The organism is Mesonia sp. HuA40, assembly GCF_008017835.1.
GTDB lineage: Bacteria > Bacteroidota > Bacteroidia > Flavobacteriales > Flavobacteriaceae > Mesonia.
Window position 1 is genome coordinate 1 of sequence record NZ_VRLT01000011.1, and the last position, 22,320, is coordinate 22,320.

At 36.5% G+C, this 22,320-nt stretch carries 19 protein-coding genes and 1 tRNA gene; 10 read left to right on the top strand and 10 right to left on the bottom strand.

The features are described 5' to 3' along the window. Positions 1 to 149: 149 nt before the first annotated feature. From FT993_RS01255 to FT993_RS01275, 5 genes are all read right to left on the bottom strand, one after another. On the bottom strand, positions 150 to 1,346 hold the full coding sequence (locus FT993_RS01255) for a tyrosine-type recombinase/integrase (protein ID WP_147860728.1): 1,197 nt from the start codon (positions 1,344 to 1,346) through the stop codon (positions 150 to 152). A 776-nt stretch (positions 1,347 to 2,122) separates the two neighbouring features. Beyond that, positions 2,123 to 2,198: transfer RNA gene (locus tag FT993_RS01260), tRNA-His, on the bottom strand. A 58-nt stretch (positions 2,199 to 2,256) separates the two neighbouring features. Further along, positions 2,257 to 2,973, bottom strand: coding sequence for a bacillithiol biosynthesis deacetylase BshB1 (gene bshB1, locus FT993_RS01265; RefSeq protein WP_147860729.1), 717 nt, complete (start codon positions 2,971 to 2,973; stop codon positions 2,257 to 2,259). After that, on the bottom strand, positions 2,970 to 4,454 hold the full coding sequence (nhaC, locus tag FT993_RS01270; protein ID WP_147860730.1) for a Na+/H+ antiporter NhaC: 1,485 nt from the start codon (positions 4,452 to 4,454) through the stop codon (positions 2,970 to 2,972). Before nhaC ends, bshB1 begins: the two co-directional genes overlap by 4 nt. A 77-nt stretch (positions 4,455 to 4,531) precedes the next feature. Continuing rightward, the gene (locus tag FT993_RS01275; RefSeq protein WP_147860731.1) at positions 4,532 to 5,755 is read right to left on the bottom strand and encodes an aminotransferase class I/II-fold pyridoxal phosphate-dependent enzyme; all 1,224 of its coding nucleotides are present in this window, start codon (positions 5,753 to 5,755) and stop codon (positions 4,532 to 4,534) included. Positions 5,756 to 5,915: 160 nt separating this feature from the next. Between FT993_RS01275 and FT993_RS01280 the strand changes: the two genes are divergently transcribed. Both FT993_RS01280 and lpdA read left to right on the top strand, forming a co-directional pair. Continuing rightward, positions 5,916 to 6,377, top strand: a complete 462-nt coding sequence (locus FT993_RS01280) for an Lrp/AsnC family transcriptional regulator (RefSeq protein WP_147860732.1) — start codon at positions 5,916 to 5,918, stop codon at positions 6,375 to 6,377. Between the two features lie 199 nt (positions 6,378 to 6,576). Beyond that, the gene (gene lpdA, locus FT993_RS01285; protein WP_147860733.1) at positions 6,577 to 7,977 is read left to right on the top strand and encodes a dihydrolipoyl dehydrogenase; all 1,401 of its coding nucleotides are present in this window, start codon (positions 6,577 to 6,579) and stop codon (positions 7,975 to 7,977) included. 113 nt (positions 7,978 to 8,090) lie between these two features. Here lpdA and FT993_RS01290 read toward each other — a convergent pair whose 3' ends face one another. Both FT993_RS01290 and FT993_RS01295 read right to left on the bottom strand, forming a co-directional pair. After that, the gene (locus FT993_RS01290) at positions 8,091 to 9,026 is read right to left on the bottom strand and encodes a YeiH family protein (RefSeq protein WP_255504387.1); all 936 of its coding nucleotides are present in this window, start codon (positions 9,024 to 9,026) and stop codon (positions 8,091 to 8,093) included. A 73-nt stretch (positions 9,027 to 9,099) separates the two neighbouring features. After that, positions 9,100 to 9,987 carry a LysR family transcriptional regulator gene (locus FT993_RS01295; RefSeq protein WP_147860734.1) on the bottom strand — a complete coding sequence of 296 codons (888 nt, stop codon included), beginning with the start codon at positions 9,985 to 9,987 and terminating at the stop codon, positions 9,100 to 9,102. A 92-nt stretch (positions 9,988 to 10,079) separates the two neighbouring features. On the opposite strand from FT993_RS01295, the gene FT993_RS01300 reads away from it, so the two are divergent. From FT993_RS01300 to FT993_RS01315, 4 genes are read left to right on the top strand one after another with little or no spacing between them, the layout of a single operon-like run. After that, positions 10,080 to 10,619: an NADPH-dependent FMN reductase gene (locus FT993_RS01300; RefSeq protein WP_147860735.1), complete on the top strand. Its 540-nt coding sequence runs from the start codon at positions 10,080 to 10,082 to the stop codon at positions 10,617 to 10,619. A gap of 1 nt (position 10,620) precedes the next feature. Then, positions 10,621 to 11,913, top strand: coding sequence for an anthranilate synthase component I family protein (locus FT993_RS01305; protein ID WP_147860736.1), 1,293 nt, complete (start codon positions 10,621 to 10,623; stop codon positions 11,911 to 11,913). Between the two features lie 12 nt (positions 11,914 to 11,925). Continuing rightward, positions 11,926 to 13,242, top strand: a complete 1,317-nt coding sequence (gene tilS / locus FT993_RS01310) for a tRNA lysidine(34) synthetase TilS (RefSeq protein WP_147860737.1) — start codon at positions 11,926 to 11,928, stop codon at positions 13,240 to 13,242. Beyond that, on the top strand, positions 13,239 to 15,314 hold the full coding sequence (locus tag FT993_RS01315) for a cytochrome c biogenesis protein CcdA (RefSeq protein ID WP_147860738.1): 2,076 nt from the start codon (positions 13,239 to 13,241) through the stop codon (positions 15,312 to 15,314). Before tilS ends, FT993_RS01315 begins: the two co-directional genes overlap by 4 nt. A 60-nt stretch (positions 15,315 to 15,374) precedes the next feature. Here FT993_RS01315 and FT993_RS01320 read toward each other — a convergent pair whose 3' ends face one another. Together FT993_RS01320 and rlmH are read right to left on the bottom strand one after the other, a co-directional pair. Next, the gene (locus tag FT993_RS01320; RefSeq protein WP_147860739.1) at positions 15,375 to 15,953 is read right to left on the bottom strand and encodes a non-canonical purine NTP diphosphatase; all 579 of its coding nucleotides are present in this window, start codon (positions 15,951 to 15,953) and stop codon (positions 15,375 to 15,377) included. A 2-nt stretch (positions 15,954 to 15,955) separates the two neighbouring features. Continuing rightward, positions 15,956 to 16,429: a 23S rRNA (pseudouridine(1915)-N(3))-methyltransferase RlmH gene (rlmH, locus tag FT993_RS01325; protein ID WP_147860740.1), complete on the bottom strand. Its 474-nt coding sequence runs from the start codon at positions 16,427 to 16,429 to the stop codon at positions 15,956 to 15,958. 213 nt (positions 16,430 to 16,642) lie between these two features. On the opposite strand from rlmH, the gene nadC reads away from it, so the two are divergent. The 4 genes from nadC (at position 16,643) to priA (ending at position 21,558) form a co-directional block, all read left to right on the top strand. Next, a complete protein-coding gene (nadC, locus tag FT993_RS01330; RefSeq protein ID WP_147860741.1) occupies positions 16,643 to 17,503 on the top strand; it encodes a carboxylating nicotinate-nucleotide diphosphorylase in 861 nt (286 codons plus the stop codon). Further along, on the top strand, positions 17,503 to 18,420 hold the full coding sequence (locus tag FT993_RS01335; RefSeq protein ID WP_147860742.1) for a YihY/virulence factor BrkB family protein: 918 nt from the start codon (positions 17,503 to 17,505) through the stop codon (positions 18,418 to 18,420). The genes nadC and FT993_RS01335 overlap by 1 nt, the downstream gene beginning before the upstream one ends. Positions 18,421 to 18,447: 27 nt before the next feature. Continuing rightward, positions 18,448 to 19,008, top strand: a complete 561-nt coding sequence (locus FT993_RS01340; protein ID WP_147860743.1) for a chalcone isomerase family protein — start codon at positions 18,448 to 18,450, stop codon at positions 19,006 to 19,008. A 90-nt stretch (positions 19,009 to 19,098) separates the two neighbouring features. Then, positions 19,099 to 21,558 carry a primosomal protein N' gene (gene priA, locus FT993_RS01345; RefSeq protein WP_147860744.1) on the top strand — a complete coding sequence of 820 codons (2,460 nt, stop codon included), beginning with the start codon at positions 19,099 to 19,101 and terminating at the stop codon, positions 21,556 to 21,558. Here the strand turns inward: priA and FT993_RS01350 are convergent. Next, positions 21,555 to 22,241: a LytTR family DNA-binding domain-containing protein gene (locus FT993_RS01350; RefSeq protein ID WP_255504389.1), complete on the bottom strand. Its 687-nt coding sequence runs from the start codon at positions 22,239 to 22,241 to the stop codon at positions 21,555 to 21,557. The genes priA and FT993_RS01350 overlap by 4 nt on opposite strands. Between the last annotated feature and the right edge of the window lie 79 nt (positions 22,242 to 22,320).

Sequence of the window (22,320 nt, forward strand, 5' to 3'; positions counted from 1 at the left end):
CTATTTCATTCCGCGTTGTGCTTTTCAATTCCACTGTTCTCTTTTTAAGTCAGTTAAATTTTCAAACAGTCGGATTTATCATTTCTCCGTTCCGCTTAAGATTCCGAGCTATTTTAGGTAACTGGTTATATCGAGTCAAATATACACTTTTATAGGTTAATATTTCCGGATAAAGATACTTTTTTGGTATCATAGCCTTGTTGATTAAGTTGCTGTAAAGCAGAATCTAATGGGCTTTTTATTTGTAATAACTGCTTACGACTTACGTGCGTATAAATCATTGTGGTTTCTGGTTTACTGTGTCCCAATAATTCTTGTATATAACGCAAGTCTACTCCGGTTTCGAGTAAATGGGTAGCAAAAGAGTGGCGTAGGGTATGTGGGGTTACCGTTTTGGTTATTTTAGCGCGTAAAACAGCACGCTTTAATGAAGCTCTAACACTGCTAGCTTGATAAGCGTATCCAGAACGGCCTTCAATTAAAAAATGTCGGGGTTGATAAATGTTTAAATAATTATATAATAAAGGTAAAATGGTATCGGCTAATATAACTACGCGGTCTTTGCGTCCCTTGCTGCGATGTATGAAAATTTGTCGACGTTCAATGTTCAAATCGCTTACTCGTAAAGATAGTGCTTCGCCAATTCGTAAACCAGAAGAGTAGAGGAGAGCAAAAATAAACCGATGTTTTAGATTTTTTGTCGCTTGTAATATCCGCAAAACTTCTTGTAAAGATAATACGCTAGGTAATGACTTATTGCGCTTGGGGCGCAAGTGGTTCAAATCTTCCTGTAATTCTATGTTAAACAAAGCTACATAATGTTTCAATGCACTAATACACTGCCTGTGTGTACTTATAGAAAATTGCTTAGCAGCTATTTCATCTTCTATAAACCGATTAAAATCGGTTAAAACCAAAGCTAAAGGCTCTTTTTTAGTGTAATGTTCAAATTTTAAAACAAAACTGCAGTAAGTGGCCAAGGTACTTTGACTGTAACGCTTTCCGTGTAAATAATTATAGTACTGTTTTAACCTATTGCGCCCCTCTTGGTTTAAATCGTTTGCATTTACAACTTTTTGCGATTTAGGCTTAGGTTTAGTTTTTTTTTCAGGAAGCTTAAATCCGCTTAAAGCGCTATAATCTACATAGTGATTCTTTTTGCGAAAATAAGCATACAAATTGGTGCAGGTCTCTGGCTTTTGTAAAACATAAAAACAACGCTGCGTACTAGAATATTTAACCTTAGCTATCTTCTTGGTATAAGCAATCAATTCGCGATTGTATTCAAAAAAAATACCAACGCAATGGGCATCGCGATGAAAAATAGGTTTTAAGGTTATACGCATTTTGTTTTAATTTTATTAACCTTACAATTTAACAATAATAAAATTAAAGAATCACTATTACGCTTTAAAAAATTGTTTAAACGTTGTTTTTATCTTATTAAATGCATATTATTTATAATTTAATCAATTGCGTGTTGCACTGGTTTTAATGAACTAGAGTAGAGGAATGATTGAGATTATTTAAGGTTAAACCGGATTTTTGAGAAGCTAGTTTGCTTGTTTATTGGGTAATAATATTATGCCGATTGAATAAATTTCATAGGTTAAACCGAATTAAAAGCTTGAAGCCGATTTTTTTAAAGTACGTCTCGAAGAATAAAATTCAGCTTAAAAGTTCAATCTGTGAAATGACGTGTATGTTTTAAGGCCACTTGTTTCATTGAGATGAATAGAAAGAATCTATCCAGATAAAACCCTTAATAATTTCAAGCTGAAAAAATAGTAGAAAAGCGAATACAGATCTTCAAAATCAGGGTGAGTAATTTTTGGTAACTGCTTAAGCAGATCCCAATCAGATAAAGTAGAATGCGAAATAGTTTTCCGTCTAATCTTTTTTTCGTGAAACAATCTTAATTTCACCGGATATTTATTTTCTTTATTAGGTTTTTCAGTCTTGCTTAGTAGGATGGAGGCTTTCATTTTTCGTAAACTTTTCGTAAACTTTTCGTAAATATATTATACAAAAATACCCTTTTTTACCCTATTTATTCACGTGCACCCGAAAATTAAAAAAGTATAAAAACAAAAAAACCCTACTATTAGTAGGGTTTTGCTAGGGGTGGAAGATCGGTCTCGAACCGACGACCTCCTGAACCACAATCAGGCGCTCTAACCAACTGAGCTACAACCACCATTTGTTTGCGGGTGCAAATCTAAAAAATAATATCCATTCTGCCAAGAAAAAAATGTATTAAATTAAATCGAAAGCAGAATTTACAGCGATGGGTCTGTCGCTGGTAAAGCCTTCGGCATAATCGGTGCCAATTAGTCTACCTAAATTTTGAGCTCTATAGGTCACACTGTCAAGAAAATTGGTGCTAGATATAGGTGTTTCGGGCTCATTGGCATGGGCTTGGTAAAACTGTGAACCGTAAGCTTTTACTGCCTTAATTTTTGTTTCAATGTGAGCTCCAATATCTAGAATTATATCGGGCGTTATTTCCTGCCATTGTATATAATGCAAGACCAAACGCGGGCGCCAAGCGGTTTGAGGTTTACCTTCCCAATGGGTTTCAATTTTGCGTAACCCGCTTAAAAAGCAGGCGTCACTTACCAGTTTGCTTCCCTTTCCGTGGTCTATATGTCGGTCTCTTATAGCGTTGCAAAAAACAATTTCTGGCTGAAAAGCTCGAATTTGTTTAATTACTTCTAGTTGATTGTCTTTGTTATTGGTGAAAAAACCATCGCTAAAACCTAAGTTATGTCGGTAACTTACACCTAACAAATCGGCTGCAGCTTGTGCTTCTTGAGCACGAAGCTCAGCACTTCCTCGAGTACCTAATTCACCTCGGGTTAAATCTACAATTCCTACTTTTTTACCGGCTGCAATCTCTTTGGCTAAAGTGCCACTACAACCCAGCTCTACATCATCGGGATGGGCTCCGAATGCTAATATATCTAATTTCATGCGAGGCTTGTTTTATTATTTTTAAGTTGTCTTATTTTTATATTTAATGCGGCAAATAATAACGTCATAAACGGACTTAAGTAATTGAAAATGGCATAGGTGAAGTAACTCAATACAGGAACACCTAAAACACCACTATGGTAGGCTCCGCAAGTATTCCAAGGGATTAGCACAGAGGTAACTGTAGCAGAATCTTCTAACGTACGGCTTAGGTTTTCTGGCGCTAAGCCTTTGTCTTTATAAGCTTTAGCAAACATTTTACCAGGAACCACAATAGCTAAGTATTGGTCTGATGCGGTTACATTCAGGGCTAAACAACTTATAACGGTGCTGCTAAACAATCCAAAGGTTGAGTGAAACAAGTTGAGCAAAGCTTTGCTTATTCTACTTAAAGCCCCAATGGCATCCATTATTCCACCAAAAGTCATAGCACAAATAATTAGCCAAATGGTACCGAGCATACCATACATTCCGCCCGAAGAAAATAAATCGTTTAAAGCGGTGTAGTCGGTGGGTACTTGTACACTCACAGTGATCGAGTCAATAATTCCGCGATAAGCGCTAGAAATACTCAAAACATCGGTTCCGGCAATTTGATTTAAAACGTGGGGTTGAAAAAAAATGCTAGCTAGCGCTGCCAGGAGAGTTCCCAACAATAAAGCTACTAATGGGGGTGTTTTTTTAATAATTAAAAAGACTACCAAAAGAGGTACGGCAAATAACCACGGACTAATGGTAAAAGCGCTATCTATCGCATTCAATATTTTTTGGGTATTTACTTGATCGGGGGTGTCTAAATTTAAACCGATTATAATAAAGACAATTAAAGTGATTATTATAGAAGGTACAGTGGTGTAAAGCATATACCTAATATGGGTAAACAAATCTGTACCAGCCATAGCGGGGGCCAAGTTGGTAGTATCACTTAATGGAGATAACTTGTCACCAAAATAAGCTCCGCTTAGTATGGCACCAGCCGTCATTCCTAAAGATATGCCTAATGCCTCAGATATGCCTATTAAGGCAATACCAACCGTAGCAGAGGTGGTCCAGCTACTTCCTGTGGCAACAGAAATAATGGAGCAAATCACCACGCAGGCTGCCAAAAATATGCTGGGGTTTAATAATTGCAATCCGTAGTAAATCATACTAGGAATAATACCGCTAACCAACCAAGTACCCGATAGGGCGCCAACCATAAGCAGAATCAAAATTGGGCCAGAGGTAGATTTGATGTTTTGCGCTACTTCTTCTACCATAGTTTTGTAAGATACACGGTTAAAATATCCTACGATAGCCGCAACCGCAGCCCCCATAAGGAGAATAAATTGATTGGACCCGTCTAGCGCACTATCTCCATAAACATAAACGTTGTAAGCGAGCATGCCTATTAATGCAAAGACAGGCAAAAGTGCCTGTCCTAGACTCAAATTATTTTCAATAATGTGTTGGTTATTCGGATCAGATGATTGGGTGTCCATTTTTTTTACTGGCTTTAAAGCGAATTAAGGCTAGTAAAGTAAACAATTTTTTAATAATTATTTGCGCTTAATATTAATTAATTTGCATTTAGTAAATCAGAGGCTACTATGCCGCTGGCTTCCAGACACTTTTTAATGCCATCCCAACTTTGTGTAATGCTATGATCTAAACCAATAGAAAAACGCACCAAACCGTTGCTTAAGCCCATGGCTGTTTGTTCCTCTTCAGGAATTTCTGACGAAGTTGATTTTCCGGGAGCGCTGAATAGCGTTCGGTAAAATCCTAAACTTACCGCTAAATCTCCTAAGTTATAAGCTTGCATCATTTCTAGAAAAACATTGGCTTTTTCAAAACTTCCTACATCAACCGTAAGCATCCCCCCAAAACCAAAATCACTGTAATGTTTTGCCTTAAAATAGGAATGACTTTTATGTGATGCTAAACCAGGATAAACCGTTTTTAAGCCTAAGCTTTCAAATTTTTTGGCCAAAAAAAGTGCGTTTTTGCTATGTTGTTGAATACGTACCGGTAGCGTTCTTAAATTCTTGAGTATAGAAGCGGCACGTAGACTATCTAAAGTAGCTCCCAGTAACATGGCAGCACCTTGATTTACATCACGTAAACTCAGTATAAATTCTTGCTTAGCACAAATCACTCCGCCTAAAGTGTCACTACTTCCATTTATGTACTTGGTAAGGGAGTGAATCACCACATCGGCACCCATTTGGGCGGGACAAAAAGATAAAGGAGAAAAAGTGTTGTCTATCACCAATTTTAAATTATACTTCTTTGCGATGACATTTAGAGCATCTATATGAGCTACTTCTAGTAGTGGATTACTCAGCGTTTCGGCATACAGAACTTTTGTTTGTGGGGTAATGCTGGCTTCTACCTCTTGTAAATTTGTAATATCTACAAAGCGCGTTTTTATACCTAAGCCTGGCATAAAGTTCTTCATGAACGCATAAGTACCTCCATACACGGTACGACTACTTACCACCTCATCTCCTTGCTGGCAAAGTTGCAACAAAACAGCGGTAATTGCACCCATGCCACTAGCGGTAACCAAGGCATCCTCGGTACCCTCCATGCGAGCGAGTGCTTGTTCAAGATAAGATAGAGTAGGATTGGCGTGTCGAGAATATAAAAATAAGCCTTCGGTTTTGCCTTCAAAGGTTTCAAACATTTCTTGTGGGTTGCGAAACCTAAACGTGCTCGAGTCGGCTATAGGCGGATTAACCCCGCGGTCTTGAGTAGCTAATTGTAGCTCCTGTAATGCAATTCCTGGATGATGCTTCATAGTGCAATGTATTTTATAATAAAATTAAAGATAAATCAAGCTTAAATGATTTACTATAGGTATTATTTTATTTAGTATAAAATTCGATAAAAACATAATTTATAGAATATTATTCTGTATTTTTAATTTTTTACGGATTAAAACGGAATAAAATAAACTTATGCTCGATACTACTGATAAAAACCTGTTGGCCTTACTGCAACAAGATGCTAAACAAACCATTAAAAGTTTAGCATTTAAATTGAGCCTTTCGGTCACCGCGGTGCACGAACGGATTAAAAAACTGGAGAGAAATCAGACCATCACCCAATATGTAGCTTTGATCGATAAAAATCGCGTCAACAAAAGTTTTATGGTACTTTGTCATCTAAAACTCAATGAACATACCCGCGAAAATATAAAGCGCTTTGAAAAAGAGGTAACACAATTACCCGAGGTGATGGAGTGTTATCACGTGAGCGGAGATTATGATTTTATACTAAAAATTCTGGTGAAAGATATGCCTGCTTATCGCCAATTTTTAGTCGATAAACTTACTGCTTTGAGTGGCATAGGAAGTACGCAAAGTACTTTTGTTATAGATGAAGTGAAAGAGACTACGCAAATTGCTTTGACTTATTAAAATAAATTCAGAACAATTAAACCGAGTGCTGCGCTAACAGAGCAAGGGAATTTTATTTGAAGGGTGACAAATTTGAATTTTAGGAAAGTTTATAACCAAAAACATCGCTTTAATCAAAAAACAAATAATAAGCCGCTAACTTGGTCATTCTTGTAGATGTTGTATTTTTGTAATCGTTTAAAAAAACCACAAAAAAATTATGAACACGTACGATGTTGTTGTTATTGGGTCTGGACCTGGAGGTTATGTTGCCGCTATTCGTTGCGCACAACTAGGGCTAAAGACGGCCATTATAGAAAAATATGCTACTAAAGGTGGTACTTGCCTTAATGTAGGTTGTATCCCTTCAAAAGCATTGCTAGATTCATCACATCACTATGAAGATGCCATTAAGCACTTCGAAGAGCATGGAATTGAAATCGCTGGAGAGGTGAAAATGAATCTTGAAAAAATGATGGCGAGAAAAAATACCGTTGTGGAGCAAACCACCAAGGGTATTGATTTCTTGATGGATAAAAATAAAATAGACACTTACCAAGGAATAGGCTCTTTTAAAGATAAAAATCATATAATTATTAAAGGTGAAGAAGAGGTAACTATTGAAGCCAAAAATACCATTATTGCCACCGGTAGTAAACCAGCTAGCTTACCTTTTATTGAGATAGATAAAGAAAGAATTATTACCTCTACCGAGGCGCTAAAAATGAAAGAAGTGCCTAAACACCTCTTGGTTATTGGGGGCGGTGTGATTGGTTTAGAGTTGGGTCAAGTATATAAAAGACTTGGGGCAGAAGTTACCGTAATTGAGTACATGGACAGGATCATACCTACTATGGATAAAGCTCAAAGTAAAGAGCTTATGAAAGTGCTTAAAAAGCAAAAAACAAAATTTGCACTTTCGCACCAAGTTACTGCCGTAGAAAATAAAGGTGATGAAGTAGTGGTAAAAGCCAAAGACAAGAAAGGTAACGAAGTAGAATTTAAAGGTGATTATTGCTTAGTTTCTGTGGGAAGAAAGCCTTTTACAGCTGGTTTAAACGCAGAAGCTGCAGGTGTAAAATTGAACGATAGAGGCCAAGTTGAAGTGAATGAAAACTTGCAAACTAACGTAAGCAATATTTATGCGATAGGCGATGTGGTAAAAGGAGCAATGCTGGCACATAAGGCCGAAGAAGAGGGTACTTTTGTAGCCGAAGTAATTGCTGGTCAAAAACCACATATCAATTACAACCTTATTCCAGGAGTGGTTTATACCTGGCCAGAGGTTGCTTCTGTAGGAAAAACCGAAGAGCAATTAAAAGAGGAAAATGTAAACTATGCCAGTGGGCAATTCCCTATGCGTGCCTTGGGTAGATCACGAGCAAGTGGAGATATCGATGGATTTGTGAAAATCTTAACCGATAAAGAAACAGATGAGGTGCTAGGGGTGCATATGGTTGGCGCACGCGCAGCAGATTTAATTGCCGAAGCTGTTACCGCAATGGAGTTTAGAGCTAGTGCAGAGGATATTTCAAGAATGAGTCACGCGCATCCCACCTATGCAGAAGCAGTAAAAGAAGCTGCACTTGCCGCAACTGGCGATAGAGCTTTGCATGTTTAGTATAAATTTTATTTCCGCTTAAAGCGGATATTATACCCGTAAAAAACCCCTGTAATATTCAAATTACAGGGGTTTTTTTGTAAACCAAAAATAAATGAAAAACTAAATCAATTTTAGAGATACAAAATGTATGCCAGAGAGGTAACCGAAATGGTTATCCATAAACTTAGTCCGAGTAAAATGGGCTGGAAACCACTTTCTTTAATTGATTGTATACTTAATCCGGCACCGACCAAAAATAAGGTGAGCACCAATAATTTTTTAGACAGAAAAGGAATGCCCGTAACAATAAAATCGGGTAAACTAACATACGAACTTAAGATTACGGCGCCTACAAAAAGCAAAATGAACCAAGGTATTTTAATTTTACCGGTTTCACCCCTAAAGAAAAACATAGTAAGAATACTTAAAGGGATAATCCATAAAGCTCTCGCCAATTTAACGGTAACCGCAATATCTAAAGCTTCTTCGCCGTAAGCTAATGCAGCGCCAACTACAGAGCTGGTATCATGAATGGCTATCGCACTCCATAAACCAAAATCGGCTTGAGATAGGTTTAATGCATGCCCTAGCATAGGGAAGACCAATAAAGCAACGGCATTTAAGAAGAAAACTACGCCCAGTGCAATCGAGATTTGCTTTTCTTTGGCTTGTACTACAGCAGAAACTGCAGCAATTGCACTACCACCACAAATGGCCGTTCCCGATGAAATTAAATAGGAGATAGCTCGATTTATGTGCAAAGCTTTACCAATAAAGTAACCTAAAATGAGTGTGGTGCTTATGCTTAAAATAGTAAGCAACAAACCTTCTTTACCTACTGCTAAGGTATGGTTTAAATCCATTCCAAAACCAAGACCAACTACGGCTATTTTTAATAGCCACTTGACCGCTTTTCCCGTATACGCTTTAAACGGATTGTATAGTAAATTGGTCATTAAAAAGCCTAGCAACAGGGCAATAGGAGAACTGATGTAGGGCGTAAGGCATAATACAGCCAATACTATAAAGATTAATTGGGTAAATTTATTGGGCAATCGGTATTTCACGGTATTCTGTTTTTAATTCCTACCCAAAATTAAGCTCGATTACTGGAAGTTAAGCAACGCAATTTATTATACCTTATAACTTTTGGTTATAACTACGCTTAAAAAACCGCTTGATTAAATCATAAAACATAGATTGGTATCCTTGCTTGCTTACAAAATATAAGGGTCTAGAAAAACTAAGATCATCAATGTCAACAATTTCCAGTTTTTTGTGTTTCAATTCCTCAATAACAGAGAAAATAGAAACAAAGGCGTAACATTGCGTGTAAAGAAGATAAGTCTTAATGCTTTCTGTACTACCCAAAATCATGTCTACTTGTAGTTTTTTAGGCGATAAACCTTCGCTATTAAGCCTTGCTTCTAGAATAGCACGTGTACCCGACCCTTCCTCGCGCAGCACGAGCGGCAGCTGGGTAAGTTGGCTGAGTTTGATTTGCTGTGATGCATTTCCAGCACGGGTCACCAGTACCAGTTCATCATCTAGAAATTTCTCGTATTGTAATAAAGGATTGTGGTTTCGGCCTTCAATTAATCCAAAATCCAACCGGTTGTTAAAAATCTTCTCTTCGATTGTGGCCGAGTTGTCATTGATTAAAGTAAAATTCGTTTCTGGGTAACGTTGCTTAAAATCAGCCAAAAGCTGAGGAACAATATACTGGGCTATGGTGGTACTGGCACCCAATTTCACATAATTGGGTAGCTCTTGTTGCTGTAGTAAAAAATGATTCTGTAAATCGTTATATAAATTTACAATTTGCTCGGCATAACTTAAAAACTCTGTTCCTGCTGGTGTTAGTGCAATCCTATTTCCTTGACGTTCAAATAATTTAACGCGGTATTTTTGCTCGATTTCTTTAATGTGTTTAGAAACTGCAGGCTGCGATAAGGGCAGACTTCTCGCAGCTTTCGAGAAACTCAAAGCCTTTGCAACTTCAATAAAAACACGCAATCGAAAATCCATAATCAAAAGTTATAGCTCAAAAGTACGAATAGTTTTTGTAGGATTTGTGTATGTGGCTATTTTCTGTTTATTTTACAATATATACTTAAAAAATGAGTGAGATTATTGCCTTTGCAGGTTCAAACAGCACAAAATCTATCAATCACCAGTGGGTGAGTTTTCTTAGTCAACAATTGGTAGAACCGGTTAATGTGATTCGGTTAACAGATTATCAAATACCTATGTATGGTATAGATTACGAAAAAGAAATCGGTTTCCCTAAAGATATTGAACGCTTATATAATGATATTAAATCGGCTAAAGCCATCATACTTTCTGTAAATGAACATAACGGTACGGTGTCTAGTTATTTTAAAAATGTAATGGATTGGTTGTCGCGGTATGACCGGATTTTTTTAGAGAATAAACCAGTTTTACTTACGAGTACCTCTCCAGGAAAATTGGCTGCTGGGAAAGCTCGAGAGTATGCCGAAATTGCGGTAGAACGCTATGGCGGTAAACTAATTGCTAGTTTTGGTTTACCATCTTTTGAAGATAATTTTGATAGCGAGAAGCAAACCCTAAGAGATGAAACGCTTTTGTTAGGAGTTAAAGATACATTGTCACAATTTCAACAAGCTATAAAATTTTAAAGTGCGCACCGAACAATCTTTTCAAATAACAGATTTAAAACAATTTAAAGAACAGCTTTTGGCTTGGGCACAGCAGTTTGATGAGGTGGTTTGGCTAGACTCCAACCAATACCCCAACCAAGACTACGAAGCATTACTCGCAGTTGAGGCTTTTACCGCTATAAAAACAGATACTTTTGATGCGTTTAAAGATCTTGAAGAATATCAAAAAACAACAAAAGATTGGATTTTTGGCTATTTGAGTTACGATTTAAAAAACGATATAGAGCCACTAAGTTCTAAAAACTTTGACGGGTTGGGTTTTCCAGATTTATACTTTTTTCAACCTCAAAAATTAGTCAGTTTACAGGGTCAAACAGCCACTTTTAAATATTTAAATGCTGTCGCCGATGAAATTGAAACCGACTGGCAAACTATTTTACAAAAGGAAAAGCCATTTAACTTACCAGCTCTGGCTAACATCGAGTTACGGCCGAGAATCAGCAAACAAAACTACTTGAACAAAGTAAACCAGATGAAAGAGCATCTGCAGCGTGGCAATATTTATGAAGCCAATTTTTGCCAAGAATTTTATGCAGATCAGGTTCAGTTAGATATATATGCTACTTATCAAGCTTTAAATGCCAAATCTGAACCTCCTTTTGCTTGCTTTTTAAAATTGGAAGAGTTTACGGCCCTATGTGCTAGTCCAGAACGCTTTTTAAAAAAACAAGGCGAGAAAATTATAAGTCAACCTATAAAAGGTACCGCTAAAAGACATAAAGATCCACAGAAAGATGCACATCTTGCCAGCCAATTAGAAAATGACCCCAAAGAAATATCAGAAAATGTAATGATAGTCGATTTGGTGCGTAATGATTTGTCTCGCACGGCACAAAAAGGCAGCGTAGAAGTGCAAGAACTTTGTAAACGCTATACGTTTAAGCAAGTGCATCAGCTCATTAGTACGGTCACCTCAAAATTGAGTCCATCTTGTTCGATACGCGAATTATTTATGACTACCTATCCCATGGGAAGTATGACCGGTGCACCAAAACTTTCGGCCATGCAAATTATCGAAGAATTGGAAGAAACCAAAAGAGGCCTTTACAGTGGCGCTATCGGGTATATTGACCCAGAAGAAAATTTTGATTTTAATGTGGTCATTCGGAGTATTTTATACAACCAAGAGCAAAGGTATCTCAGCTGTTCTGTAGGTAGCGCCATTACGATAAAATCTAATGCCGAAAAAGAATACGAAGAGTGCCTTGTTAAAGTGGAAGCGCTAAAACAATCGGTACAAAGCCCGCAATAAATCATATAGCTTATGCTACATAAATTTCGAGAAAACCTAGAACAACACTTTCCTTCGCTTTTAAAGAGTATACACTTATTGGCCATCAGTGGCGGAATCGATTCGGTGGTTTTGTGCCATTTACTAGTTGCAGCAGGGGTGAAGTTTGATTTGGCGCATGTAAATTTCGCTTTACGCGGAAAAGAAAGCGATGAAGATCAACGTTTTGTTGAAGCATTAGCAGCAGAATTTGAGCTTAAAATTCATACGCAAAAATTTGATTGTAAGGCTTATGCCCAAGATCACAAGGTATCCATACAAATGGCCGCACGGGAATTGCGTTATAATTATTTTAAAACCTTAACGCAAAACCATTCGTATAAAAAGATAATAACAGCGCATCATGCTCATGATCAAATAGAAACTTTTTTTATTAATTTAATACGCGGCACGGGAATTGCGGGGCTCACCGGTATGCCTCAGGAGAATAACATCGTAGCAAGACCATTGATTGGATTTTCGCGAAAGCAAATTGAAAACTACGCCAAGCAACACCACATTAGATGGCGTGAAGATAAAACAAATGCGTCTAACTATTATTTACGCAATAAAATTCGGCATCAAATTTCACCGATTTTAGAGCAAGAAAATCCCAATTTTCTGGAAGCTTTTAAAGAAACTCAAAACAAGTTAAAGCAAATAGAACAATTGGCCGAAGATTATGTGAGTTTGATTTATGATAAAATAGTACGCGAAACTTTCTCGGGGTTTGAGATTGATTTAAACGTGCTCAACAATTTGCCGCACCCTAATGCAGTTTTATATCAACTACTAAAAGAATTTGATTTTAGCGATTGGGAATCGGTTTATGCGTTAAGAAAGGCACAACCTGGTAAAAAAGTAGAAACTGGTGCTTATGTCTTGTATAAAGACAGAGACATTCTTTTACTAAAAAAACAAAATGCAGAAACATTAGATGAACCCGATTCGTACTTGCTTTATCCTGAAAATGAACTTGATTTTCCTTTGGGTCGACTGCAAATAATCAATGTAGATAAAATGGAGAGTTTTGCAGATACAGTAGCTTATTTGGATGCCAATAAGTTAAAATATCCGCTTATTTTGCGAAAATGGCAAGCAGGAGACTATTTTTACCCGCTCGGAATGAAAGGGAAGCAAAAAATTAGCGATTTTTTAATTAATAATAAAGTGGCGCTTCAAGACAAAGAAAATATCTATGTCTTGTGCTGTGAAAAAGAAATAATTTGGTTAGTTTCACATCGAATTGATGAGCGCTTTAAAGTGCAAGACAAAACTCGAAAGATAATAAAAATTACTTTAAAATCATGAAGGTATACCTTAAACTATTAATTGCATTTTTAATTACTAGTGCATCCTATGCTCAATTTGGGATGGGGCAAAATCAACAATTAAAACCCACACGATGGGAAGGAAAAATTAATAAACTGTCTGATGTAGAGTATGAATTAGTTTATGAACTAAGCATTGACCCTGACTGGCACGTTTACAGTCAGTTTACTCCAGAAGGCGGTCCCATTCCGTTAGCATTTGATTATGTTGACAAAGAGGGAAATTACGATATAGAAGAGTTTGCCAAAGAAAGTGAAACCAAAACACAGTTCAACGAAACTTTTGGAGTAGATGAGATGTATTTTGAAAATCAGGCCACTTTTAAACAAAAGGTTACTCTAACCAATCCAGACACTCAAGTGATAAAAGCGCAAATATTTTATCAATCTTGTATAGATGTTTGTATCAACGAAGAATACTATATGGTATTTGACCTTAAAAATAATAAAGCACAGGTATTTTCAAACTATGATGAATTTGAGGCTTACCAAGCTTCAGGAAACAAAAAAAATCTAGAAAAACAAAAGAAAGAAGAGCAACTTAATGCCGATGATGATGAGGTTCCGCAAGCTTTGCTTGATGCCCAAGCATCTGTTTCTAATGAAGATGGAAGTAAAAAAGGACTTTTCTCTATTTTTTGGATTGCCTTTTTATCTGGTTTCGTAGCCCTGCTTACTCCTTGTGTTTTCCCAATGATTCCTATGACGGTTGGTTTCTTTACCAAACAAAGTAAAACAAAGGCCAAGGGGGTTAGTAACGCTCTCCTTTACGGATTTTTTATTGTGGTAATTTATGTATTACTAGGTTCCTTAGTCACTGCTATTTTTGGTGCCGATGCGCTAAATGCCCTTTCTACCAACGTTACTTTTAATATTGTATTCTTTGTTATCTTGATAATTTTTGCCGCATCTTTTTTAGGAGCTTTCGAAATTATGTTACCTAATTCTTGGGCTAACAAAGTAGACAGCCAAGCCAATAAGGGTGGGATTATCGGAATTTTCTTTATGGCTTTAGCATTGGCTATTGTTTCCTTTAGCTGTACGGGACCCATTGTTGGAACGCTTTTGGTTGAAGCAGCATCAAAAGGAGGAATTGCTCCCATAATAGGTATGCTTGGTTTCTCACTGGCTATTGCAATTCCTTTTGCATTATTTGCGATGTTTCCAGGTTGGATGAATACTTTACCAAAATCTGGTGGATGGTTAAACTCAGTAAAGGTAGTTTTAGGTTTCCTAGAATTAGCTTTAGCACTTAAATTTTTATCAAACGCCGATTTGGTATTAGAGGCGCATTGGTTAGAGCGCGAGGTGTTTTTAGCACTTTGGATTGCTATTTTTGGTGCCCTTACCCTGTATTTATTTGGTAAAATCAGTTTGCCTCACGACTCTCCGCTAAAACATATTTCAGTTGGAAGACTCGGCCTAGGTTTAGTAACCTTATCTTTTACTATATACCTGATTCCAGGATTATGGGGTGCTCCCTTAAAAATGATAAGTGGTTTCCCACCACCTATGAATTATTCTGAATCTCCATATGGGGTAGGAAACACCAAAGGCGGAGGCTCAACAACAGCAACCAATAAAAGTGATTTTCCCGAACACGCCGAGCTAGGACCACATGATATTTTAGCTTTCACCGACTATAATGCGGGAGTAGCCTATGCTAAGGAAAATAACTTACCTATTTTACTTGACTTCACAGGAAAAGCATGTATAAACTGTAGAAAAATGGAAGAAAGAGTATGGAGCGAACCACAGGTTCTAAATAAACTGAAAAATGATGTTGTTCTTATTAGTTTATATGTAGACATTAAAGAGCAATTACCTAAAGAGGAGCAATACACCAGTGAAACTACCGGTAAGCGAGTTCGTACTATAGGTAACAAATGGAGTGATTTTCAAATCAAACACTATGGTATCAATGCCCAGCCTTACTATGTATTACTTAATCACCAAGAAGAGGAGCTTAACAAACCCGTTGGTTATCTACCCGATGTAGACGCTTATAGTGCTTGGTTAAAAGATGGAATTACTAAATTTAAAAATCAATAAAAAGCATCTTTTTGGTAATTGAATAAAAAAACTCCCGCTTTAAGGGAGTTTTTTTATTCTTTATTTCTTGGTATTTAAATAATTTAAGAGCTGCTTAAAAGCTAAAGCACGATGACTGATAAGGTTTTTATCTTCTGCTGTCATTTCGGCAAAAGTTTTAGATTGATGTTGAGGTACAAATATCGGGTCATAGCCAAAACCACCTTCTCCACGGAGTTCATTGATTATTTGTCCGGGGCAAATTCCGGTAAAGTCTTTTTGCTCTCCGTCAAAATATAAAGCAATTACGGTTTTAAATTGAGCGTTTTTGTCCTCTTTATCGGCAAGTTCGTCTAATAATTTAGCGATATTGGCTTGGTTGTTTTTTGATTCACCGGCATAGCGGGCAGATAAAACTCCGGGTGCCCCGTTTAAAGCTTTAACCTCTAAGCCGGTATCATCGGCAAAACAGTCGTAACCGTATTTTTCTTTTACATATTTGGCTTTGAGCCATGCGTTACCTTCGATGGTGTTTTCCGTTTCTGGAATTTCTTCGGTACAACCGATATCTTTAAGCGATAACAACTCGATATGTTCGGGTAAAAGTTGTTTTATTTCTGCCAATTTGTTGGCGTTATTGGTAGCAAATACAAGTTTCATAATTATTGATGATGATAGGGTTCATTTTTAAGAATAGTAAATCCTCGATAAATTTGCTCAACAAAAAACAACCGTACCATTTGATGAGAAAAAGTCATTTTTGATAGACTAATCTTCTGCTTTGCTTGTTGATAAACAGCATCTGAAAAGCCATAGGGGCCGCCTATTATAAAAACCAATTGCTTAGTACCGGCATTTAATTTTTTTTGTAATTCTTGCGCAAATTGCATTGAGGTAAAAGATTTTCCTGCTTCATCTAATAAAACCAACCAATCTGAAGTGTTGATTTCTTTTAAAATAAGCTCACCTTCTTTTTGTTTTTGTTGTTGTACATCTAAATGCTTAGTTTTTTTTAAATCAGGTATTACTTGCAACTCAAACGGAATATAATGTGTAAGACGTTTACAATAATCTGCGATTAAATCCTGCAACGGACCTTTATCTGTTTTTCCAACAACAATCAGTTTTATTTTCATAGTTATATACTCTCTGCACAAAAATAAATGACTCTCCCGACTTTTAATCAAATTGTTTTAATTTTTCGAGTTTAAATCCGCGTTAAGCGAAACCAATAGGCAATTGTTAAGCTTAGTAAACTAATATGCCTTGGTCTCTAGAAAGAATAGATATCAAGATTCAACTACAATTTGAGAATACTTTATTATTTTAGCAGATATAAATACCTTTTTATGATAGCACAAGCCCAAATTGAAAAAGAGATACAATTAATTATAGAAAATGCCATTCGTGAAGACGTAGGAGAAGGTGATCACAGTTCTCTAGCCTGCATACCAAAAAACGCGACCGGTAAAGCCAAATTATTGGTTAAAGATACGGGTGTTTTAGCGGGTGTTGATTTTGCTAAACAGGTTTTTAGCTATGTAGATCCAGAGTTGAGAGTGGAGACCTTACTCGAGGATGGAAGCCCTATACAATACGGAGATATAGCCTTTTATGTTTCGGGTAGCAGTCAGTCTATCTTAAAAGCTGAACGCCTGGTGCTTAACGCCATGCAGCGTATGAGTGCAATTGCGACTAAAACAAATGCTTTTGCGGAATTGCTTAAAAATACCAAAACCAAAATTTTAGATACACGAAAAACAACTCCAGGCATACGCGCACTAGAGAAATGGGCGGTAAAAATAGGAGGTGGGGTAAATCACCGGTTCGCCTTATACGATATGATTATGCTTAAAGATAACCATATTGATTTTTCAGGTGGAGTAGGAGCAGCAATAGAAAAAACCCAAGCTTATTTACGAGAAAATTCGCTTGATCTAAAGATTATTGTTGAAGCCAGAAATATAGAGGAAATCAAAGAGATTTTAAATTACGACGGCATTCACCGTATATTAATTGATAATTTTAATTATAAAGATACTCGGGCAGCTGTAGCTTTAATCAACGGTAAAACCCAAACCGAATCGAGTGGAGGAATTACCTTAGAAACCGCGGCAGAGTATGCAGCTTGTGGAGTAGATTATATAAGTAGCGGGGCCTTAACGCATTCGGTTCATAACCTTGACCTTAGCCTGAAGGCAGTAGAGTAATGACAAAAAAGCGAGAAATAAGTTTTAAAAAAAAGCCTTTAGCTTGGTTTGAAGCCAAGGCTAGGAGCATTAAATTACCTGGCTTAAACGGCTTAAGCGTTTATGATTTGGGTGAGTTATATGCGCTGGGCATTATAAAAGGAACTTTTTCTACGCGAGCCAGCTCAATTGCTTTTAGCTTCTTTATGGCTATTTTCCCGTTTTTGCTGTTTGTGTTAAACTTGATTCCTTTTGTTTGGTTTATAGACGATTTTCATTTAGTGCTTTTGTCTTTTATAGATTCATTCTTACCTCCCCAAACTTCTGGTTTTTTTAATGAAATTTTTGCAGATATTTTTAATAATCCAAGAGGTGGTTTATTGAGTTTTGTATTTATACTTTCTATTTTTTTAATGGCCAATGGTGTAAATGCAATTTTTACCGGATTTGAATTTTCTTACCATACGCATATTAATCGATCGATTATTCGGCAATATATGGTTGCTGTAATCACCGCAATTATACTGGCTATTTTGGTTCTGGTCGCTGTTATAGTGCTTTTTTACTTAACTTTTATCATAGAAAATTTAAAGGCCCTTGGTTTGTTTACAGATGGCCTGCAATGGGCGCAATTTGGTAGGTATGTAGTGGTAATACTCCTCATTTATAATGCTGTTGCTATTTTATACTATTTTGGAACTAAAGAGGGCAGACAGTCTAGGTATTTCTCGCTTGGCGCGCTTTTCACCACCTTATTAATCTTGTTGAACACCTATTTATTCAGTATTTACATAGAAAATTTTAATAATTACAATGAGCTTTACGGAAGTATTGGTGCTTTACTAATTTTGCTTATATATATATGGCTAAATGCAAACATATTGTTGTTAGGCTTTGAATTAAATGCAACTATTTATAGATTAAAACAAAAAAAGTGATAAATTAGGCTTACAAATCTGAACACTATGAAAACACACATTAATTTATTATTGGCGCTATTTATTGCTTTTACAGGCTATAGCCAAACACAAGTAGGAGGGGTAACTTTGCCCAATACAATGAAAATAGGAGAACATCAAACCGTACTTAACGGTGCTGGAGTAAGAGAAAAGCTATGGATAGACCTTTATGTTGGGGCGCTTTATCTTACAGAAAAGAAAAGTAGTGCCAAAGAAATCTTAGATAGTAACGAACCAATGGCGGTACGTCTTCAAATCGTTTCAAAATTAGTTTCGAGTAGTAAAATGATAGAGGCCGTAGAAGACGGCTTTAAAAAATCAACCAACAATAATGTAGCTCCACTTCGCAAACAAATCGATCAATTTATAGGGTTTTTTGAGGAAGATATTGTTAAAGGGGATATTTTTGATATTACCTACCAACCCGAGCGTGGAGTAGTAGCCTATAAAAATGGAGAGCAAAGAGGAGTAATACAGGGTGAGGCATTTAAACGAGCATTATTTGGTATTTGGTTAGACAAAAAGCCAGCAGATGACGATTTAAAAGAAGGCATGTTGGGTAAATAAGTTAGACCGTTTAAATAAATTGAAGCTATTAAAGCTTTTGGCTTGCCTATGAGTCATAATCTTTAATAGCTTTGTGTTTTAATAAGCTTTATGAATTTTTATATAGATGTAATTATCCCCTTGGCTATAAACAATACCTTTACTTATGCGATAAGTCATGAGGAATATGATTTACTGCAACCCGGTATGAGGGTGGCAGTACCTTTTGGTAAATCTAAAATCTATACCGGTATCGTTGCAAAAATACATCAGCAGCATCCAGAAATTTATACGCCAAAATTTATAGAAACCATTCTTGATCAGTCGCCGATAGTAAGCAGACTTCAATTGGAGTTCTGGAAATGGATTAGCTCTTATTATCTGTGTAGTCTAGGCGAAGTAATGCGAGCGGCTTTACCTGGTATTTTTCTACTTGAAAGTGAAACTGTGATTCAACGCAATAATCAACACGATGCCTTAGATCTTACCCATCATCAGCTTAGTGACGAACAATTTTTAGTGCTTGAGGCATTGCAAAAACAATCGCATTTAAAAATCAAAGAAGTGGGGCAATTGCTGGGTAAAAAAAATGTATTGCCCATTTTGCAAGAAATGGCTCAGAAAAAGTATATTCTATTAGAGCAAGAAATCTTTGAGCAATACAAGCCTAAATTGATTAATTATGTGCGTTTAAGCGAATCTTATGAAAATCAACAGGCTATGAATGCAATGTTAGAAGAATTGGGAAGAGCTCATAAACAAAAAGAGATTGTGATGCAATTTTTTACCTTAAAAGCACAATCGAATAAACCTATTTCTAGAAAAAAACTAAAAGAAAAAGCGCAAGCTTCAGATGCCTCCTTAAATGCTTTGGTTGATAAAGGTTATTTAGAAGAATACACGCTTCAAATAGATCGGGTGCAAAACCAAAACCAAGAAATTCAACAAGCAATTAATTTAAGCGCAGAACAGCAGGCGGCTTTGAACCAAATTGAGGCCAACTATAAATCTTCAAAACCTATATTATTTCATGGGATAACCTCTTCGGGTAAAACCGAAGTGTACATTAAGTTGATAGATAAGCAGATTAAAAAAGGCAAACAGGTACTTTTTTTAGTCCCCGAGATTGCGCTGACCACCCAGCTCATCAAACGTTTAGAAGCCTACTTTGGCCAGGAGGTGATGGTTTATCATAGTAAATACTCACAACAAGAACGCTTTGAGACCTACCTGCATATTTATAATCAAACCAAAGGAAAAATTATCGTAGGAACGCGTTCGGCTTTATTATTACCTTTTCAGGATTTAGGATTGATTTTGGTTGATGAGAGTCACGAGAATTCATTTAAGCAATTAAATCCCGCTCCACGATACCACGCAAGAGATGCTGCAGTAGTACTTAGTCATCTCTGTAAAGCTTCCATTGTTTTGGGTACGGCTACTCCGAGTATAGAATCTTATTACAATGCTCAAATAGATAAGTATGCTCTGGTTAGTCTAAAAAAACGCTATGGACCAGTAGTGCCCCCTGAAATTCATTTGATCAACCTTAAAGAAAAATATAAGCGTAAGCAGATGAAAGGTCATTTTTCTGATGTGCTTACCGAGGCAATAGAGCAAACTTTATTGGCAGGTAAACAGGTTATCCTTTTTCAAAACAGAAGAGGATATTCCCCCACACTAGAATGTCATACTTGTGGGCACAGTCCGCATTGTCCCAATTGTGACGTGAGTCTTACCTTTCATAAACACAATAATAGTTTGCGTTGCCATTATTGTGGTTATCATATTGCCATGCAAAAAGCGTGTATGGCTTGTGGGAGTAGCGAGGTAAGTACCAAAGGATTTGGAACAGAGCAAATAGAAACCGAGTTAAATACTTTGTTGCCCAAAGCTCGTGTTGCCCGAATGGACTTGGATACCACCCGAGGTAAAAATGCTTACGATAAAATTATAGATAAATTTGAACAGCATAGTATAGATATTTTAGTAGGTACACAAATGCTAACCAAAGGACTTGATTTTAGGAATGTAGATTTAGTGGGCGTAATGAATGCCGATAACTTATTAAACTTCCCCGATTTTAGGGCTCATGAGCGTAGTTTTCAAATGTTGGTTCAAGTGGCCGGTCGAGCCGGAAGAACAGCTAAGCAGGGTAAAGTACTTATTCAAACCTTTAATCCGCATCATCAGATTTTACAACAGGTAACCACCAATAGCTATGAAGATATGTTCAAAGAGCAGGTGTATGAACGTAAGAATTTTAAATACCCTCCATTCTATAGACTAATAAAAATTACCTGTAAACAGAGGGATTACAATGCCGTAGAAGAGGCATCCTTATGGCTCTCGGAAGCTTTGCGTCAAGGTTTACGCGATAATGTTCTGGGTCCAGAGTTTCCTGCGGTTGCACGTATACGCAATGAGTACCGCAAAAATATTATTGTAAAAATACCGATGAATTATTCCGTAAAGAAGACAAAAGACTTTATTTTAAAAGTAAAAAAGTCTTATGAGTCTATAGGAAAATTCAGAAAAGTTAAGTTAACGATAGATGTAGACCCTGTTTAAGAGATTCCGATACTCGCCATAGCAAAATCTAACTCTTTCTTGCGGTTACGGCTAATAGGTATTTCTATATCTTTAATCCAAAGGTTTTTTGACTCGTATTTCTTTATTTTGCTTAAGTTTACAATATATGATTTATGTACTCTTAAAAATTGATCACTAGGCAAACGCTCGTTAAACCCTTTTAAGGTAGAAAGAACGGTGTACGTTTGTTCCTTGGTTACAACTTTCACATAATCACCAAAAGCTTGAACAAACTTGATGTCGTCTAAAAACACTTTAAAATTTTTAAAATTGCTTTTAATCATGATGTAATTATTGTCTGAGATACGCTCTTTTTTAATACGCAATTTAAAGAAATCGAGCACCTTGCTTATAGCAAAATCAAAGCGTTTGGCACTAACGGGTTTTTGCAAAAAATCGATGGCTTTGTAATCAAAAGCTTTAAAGGCATACTGAGTTTTACCCGTAATAAAAATAATTTGTGGTTGTTTTTCAAGATTGTCGAGTAAATCAAAACCAGAGATAATGGGCATTTCAATATCAAGGAAGATGAGATCGATATCTTCATTCTTTAAAGTTTCCTTAACTTTAATAGCGTTATTATGTTCGGCAATTAACTCTAAATTTGGATGATCTTTAACCAATTTGGTGATTGAAATTCGTTGAATGGTAGAATCATCCACAACTATGCAATTTAATTTAATATCATCCACAGGTTATTGGTGTTGGTTATATGGTCTAAATGTAAGCAACTTTCGATTA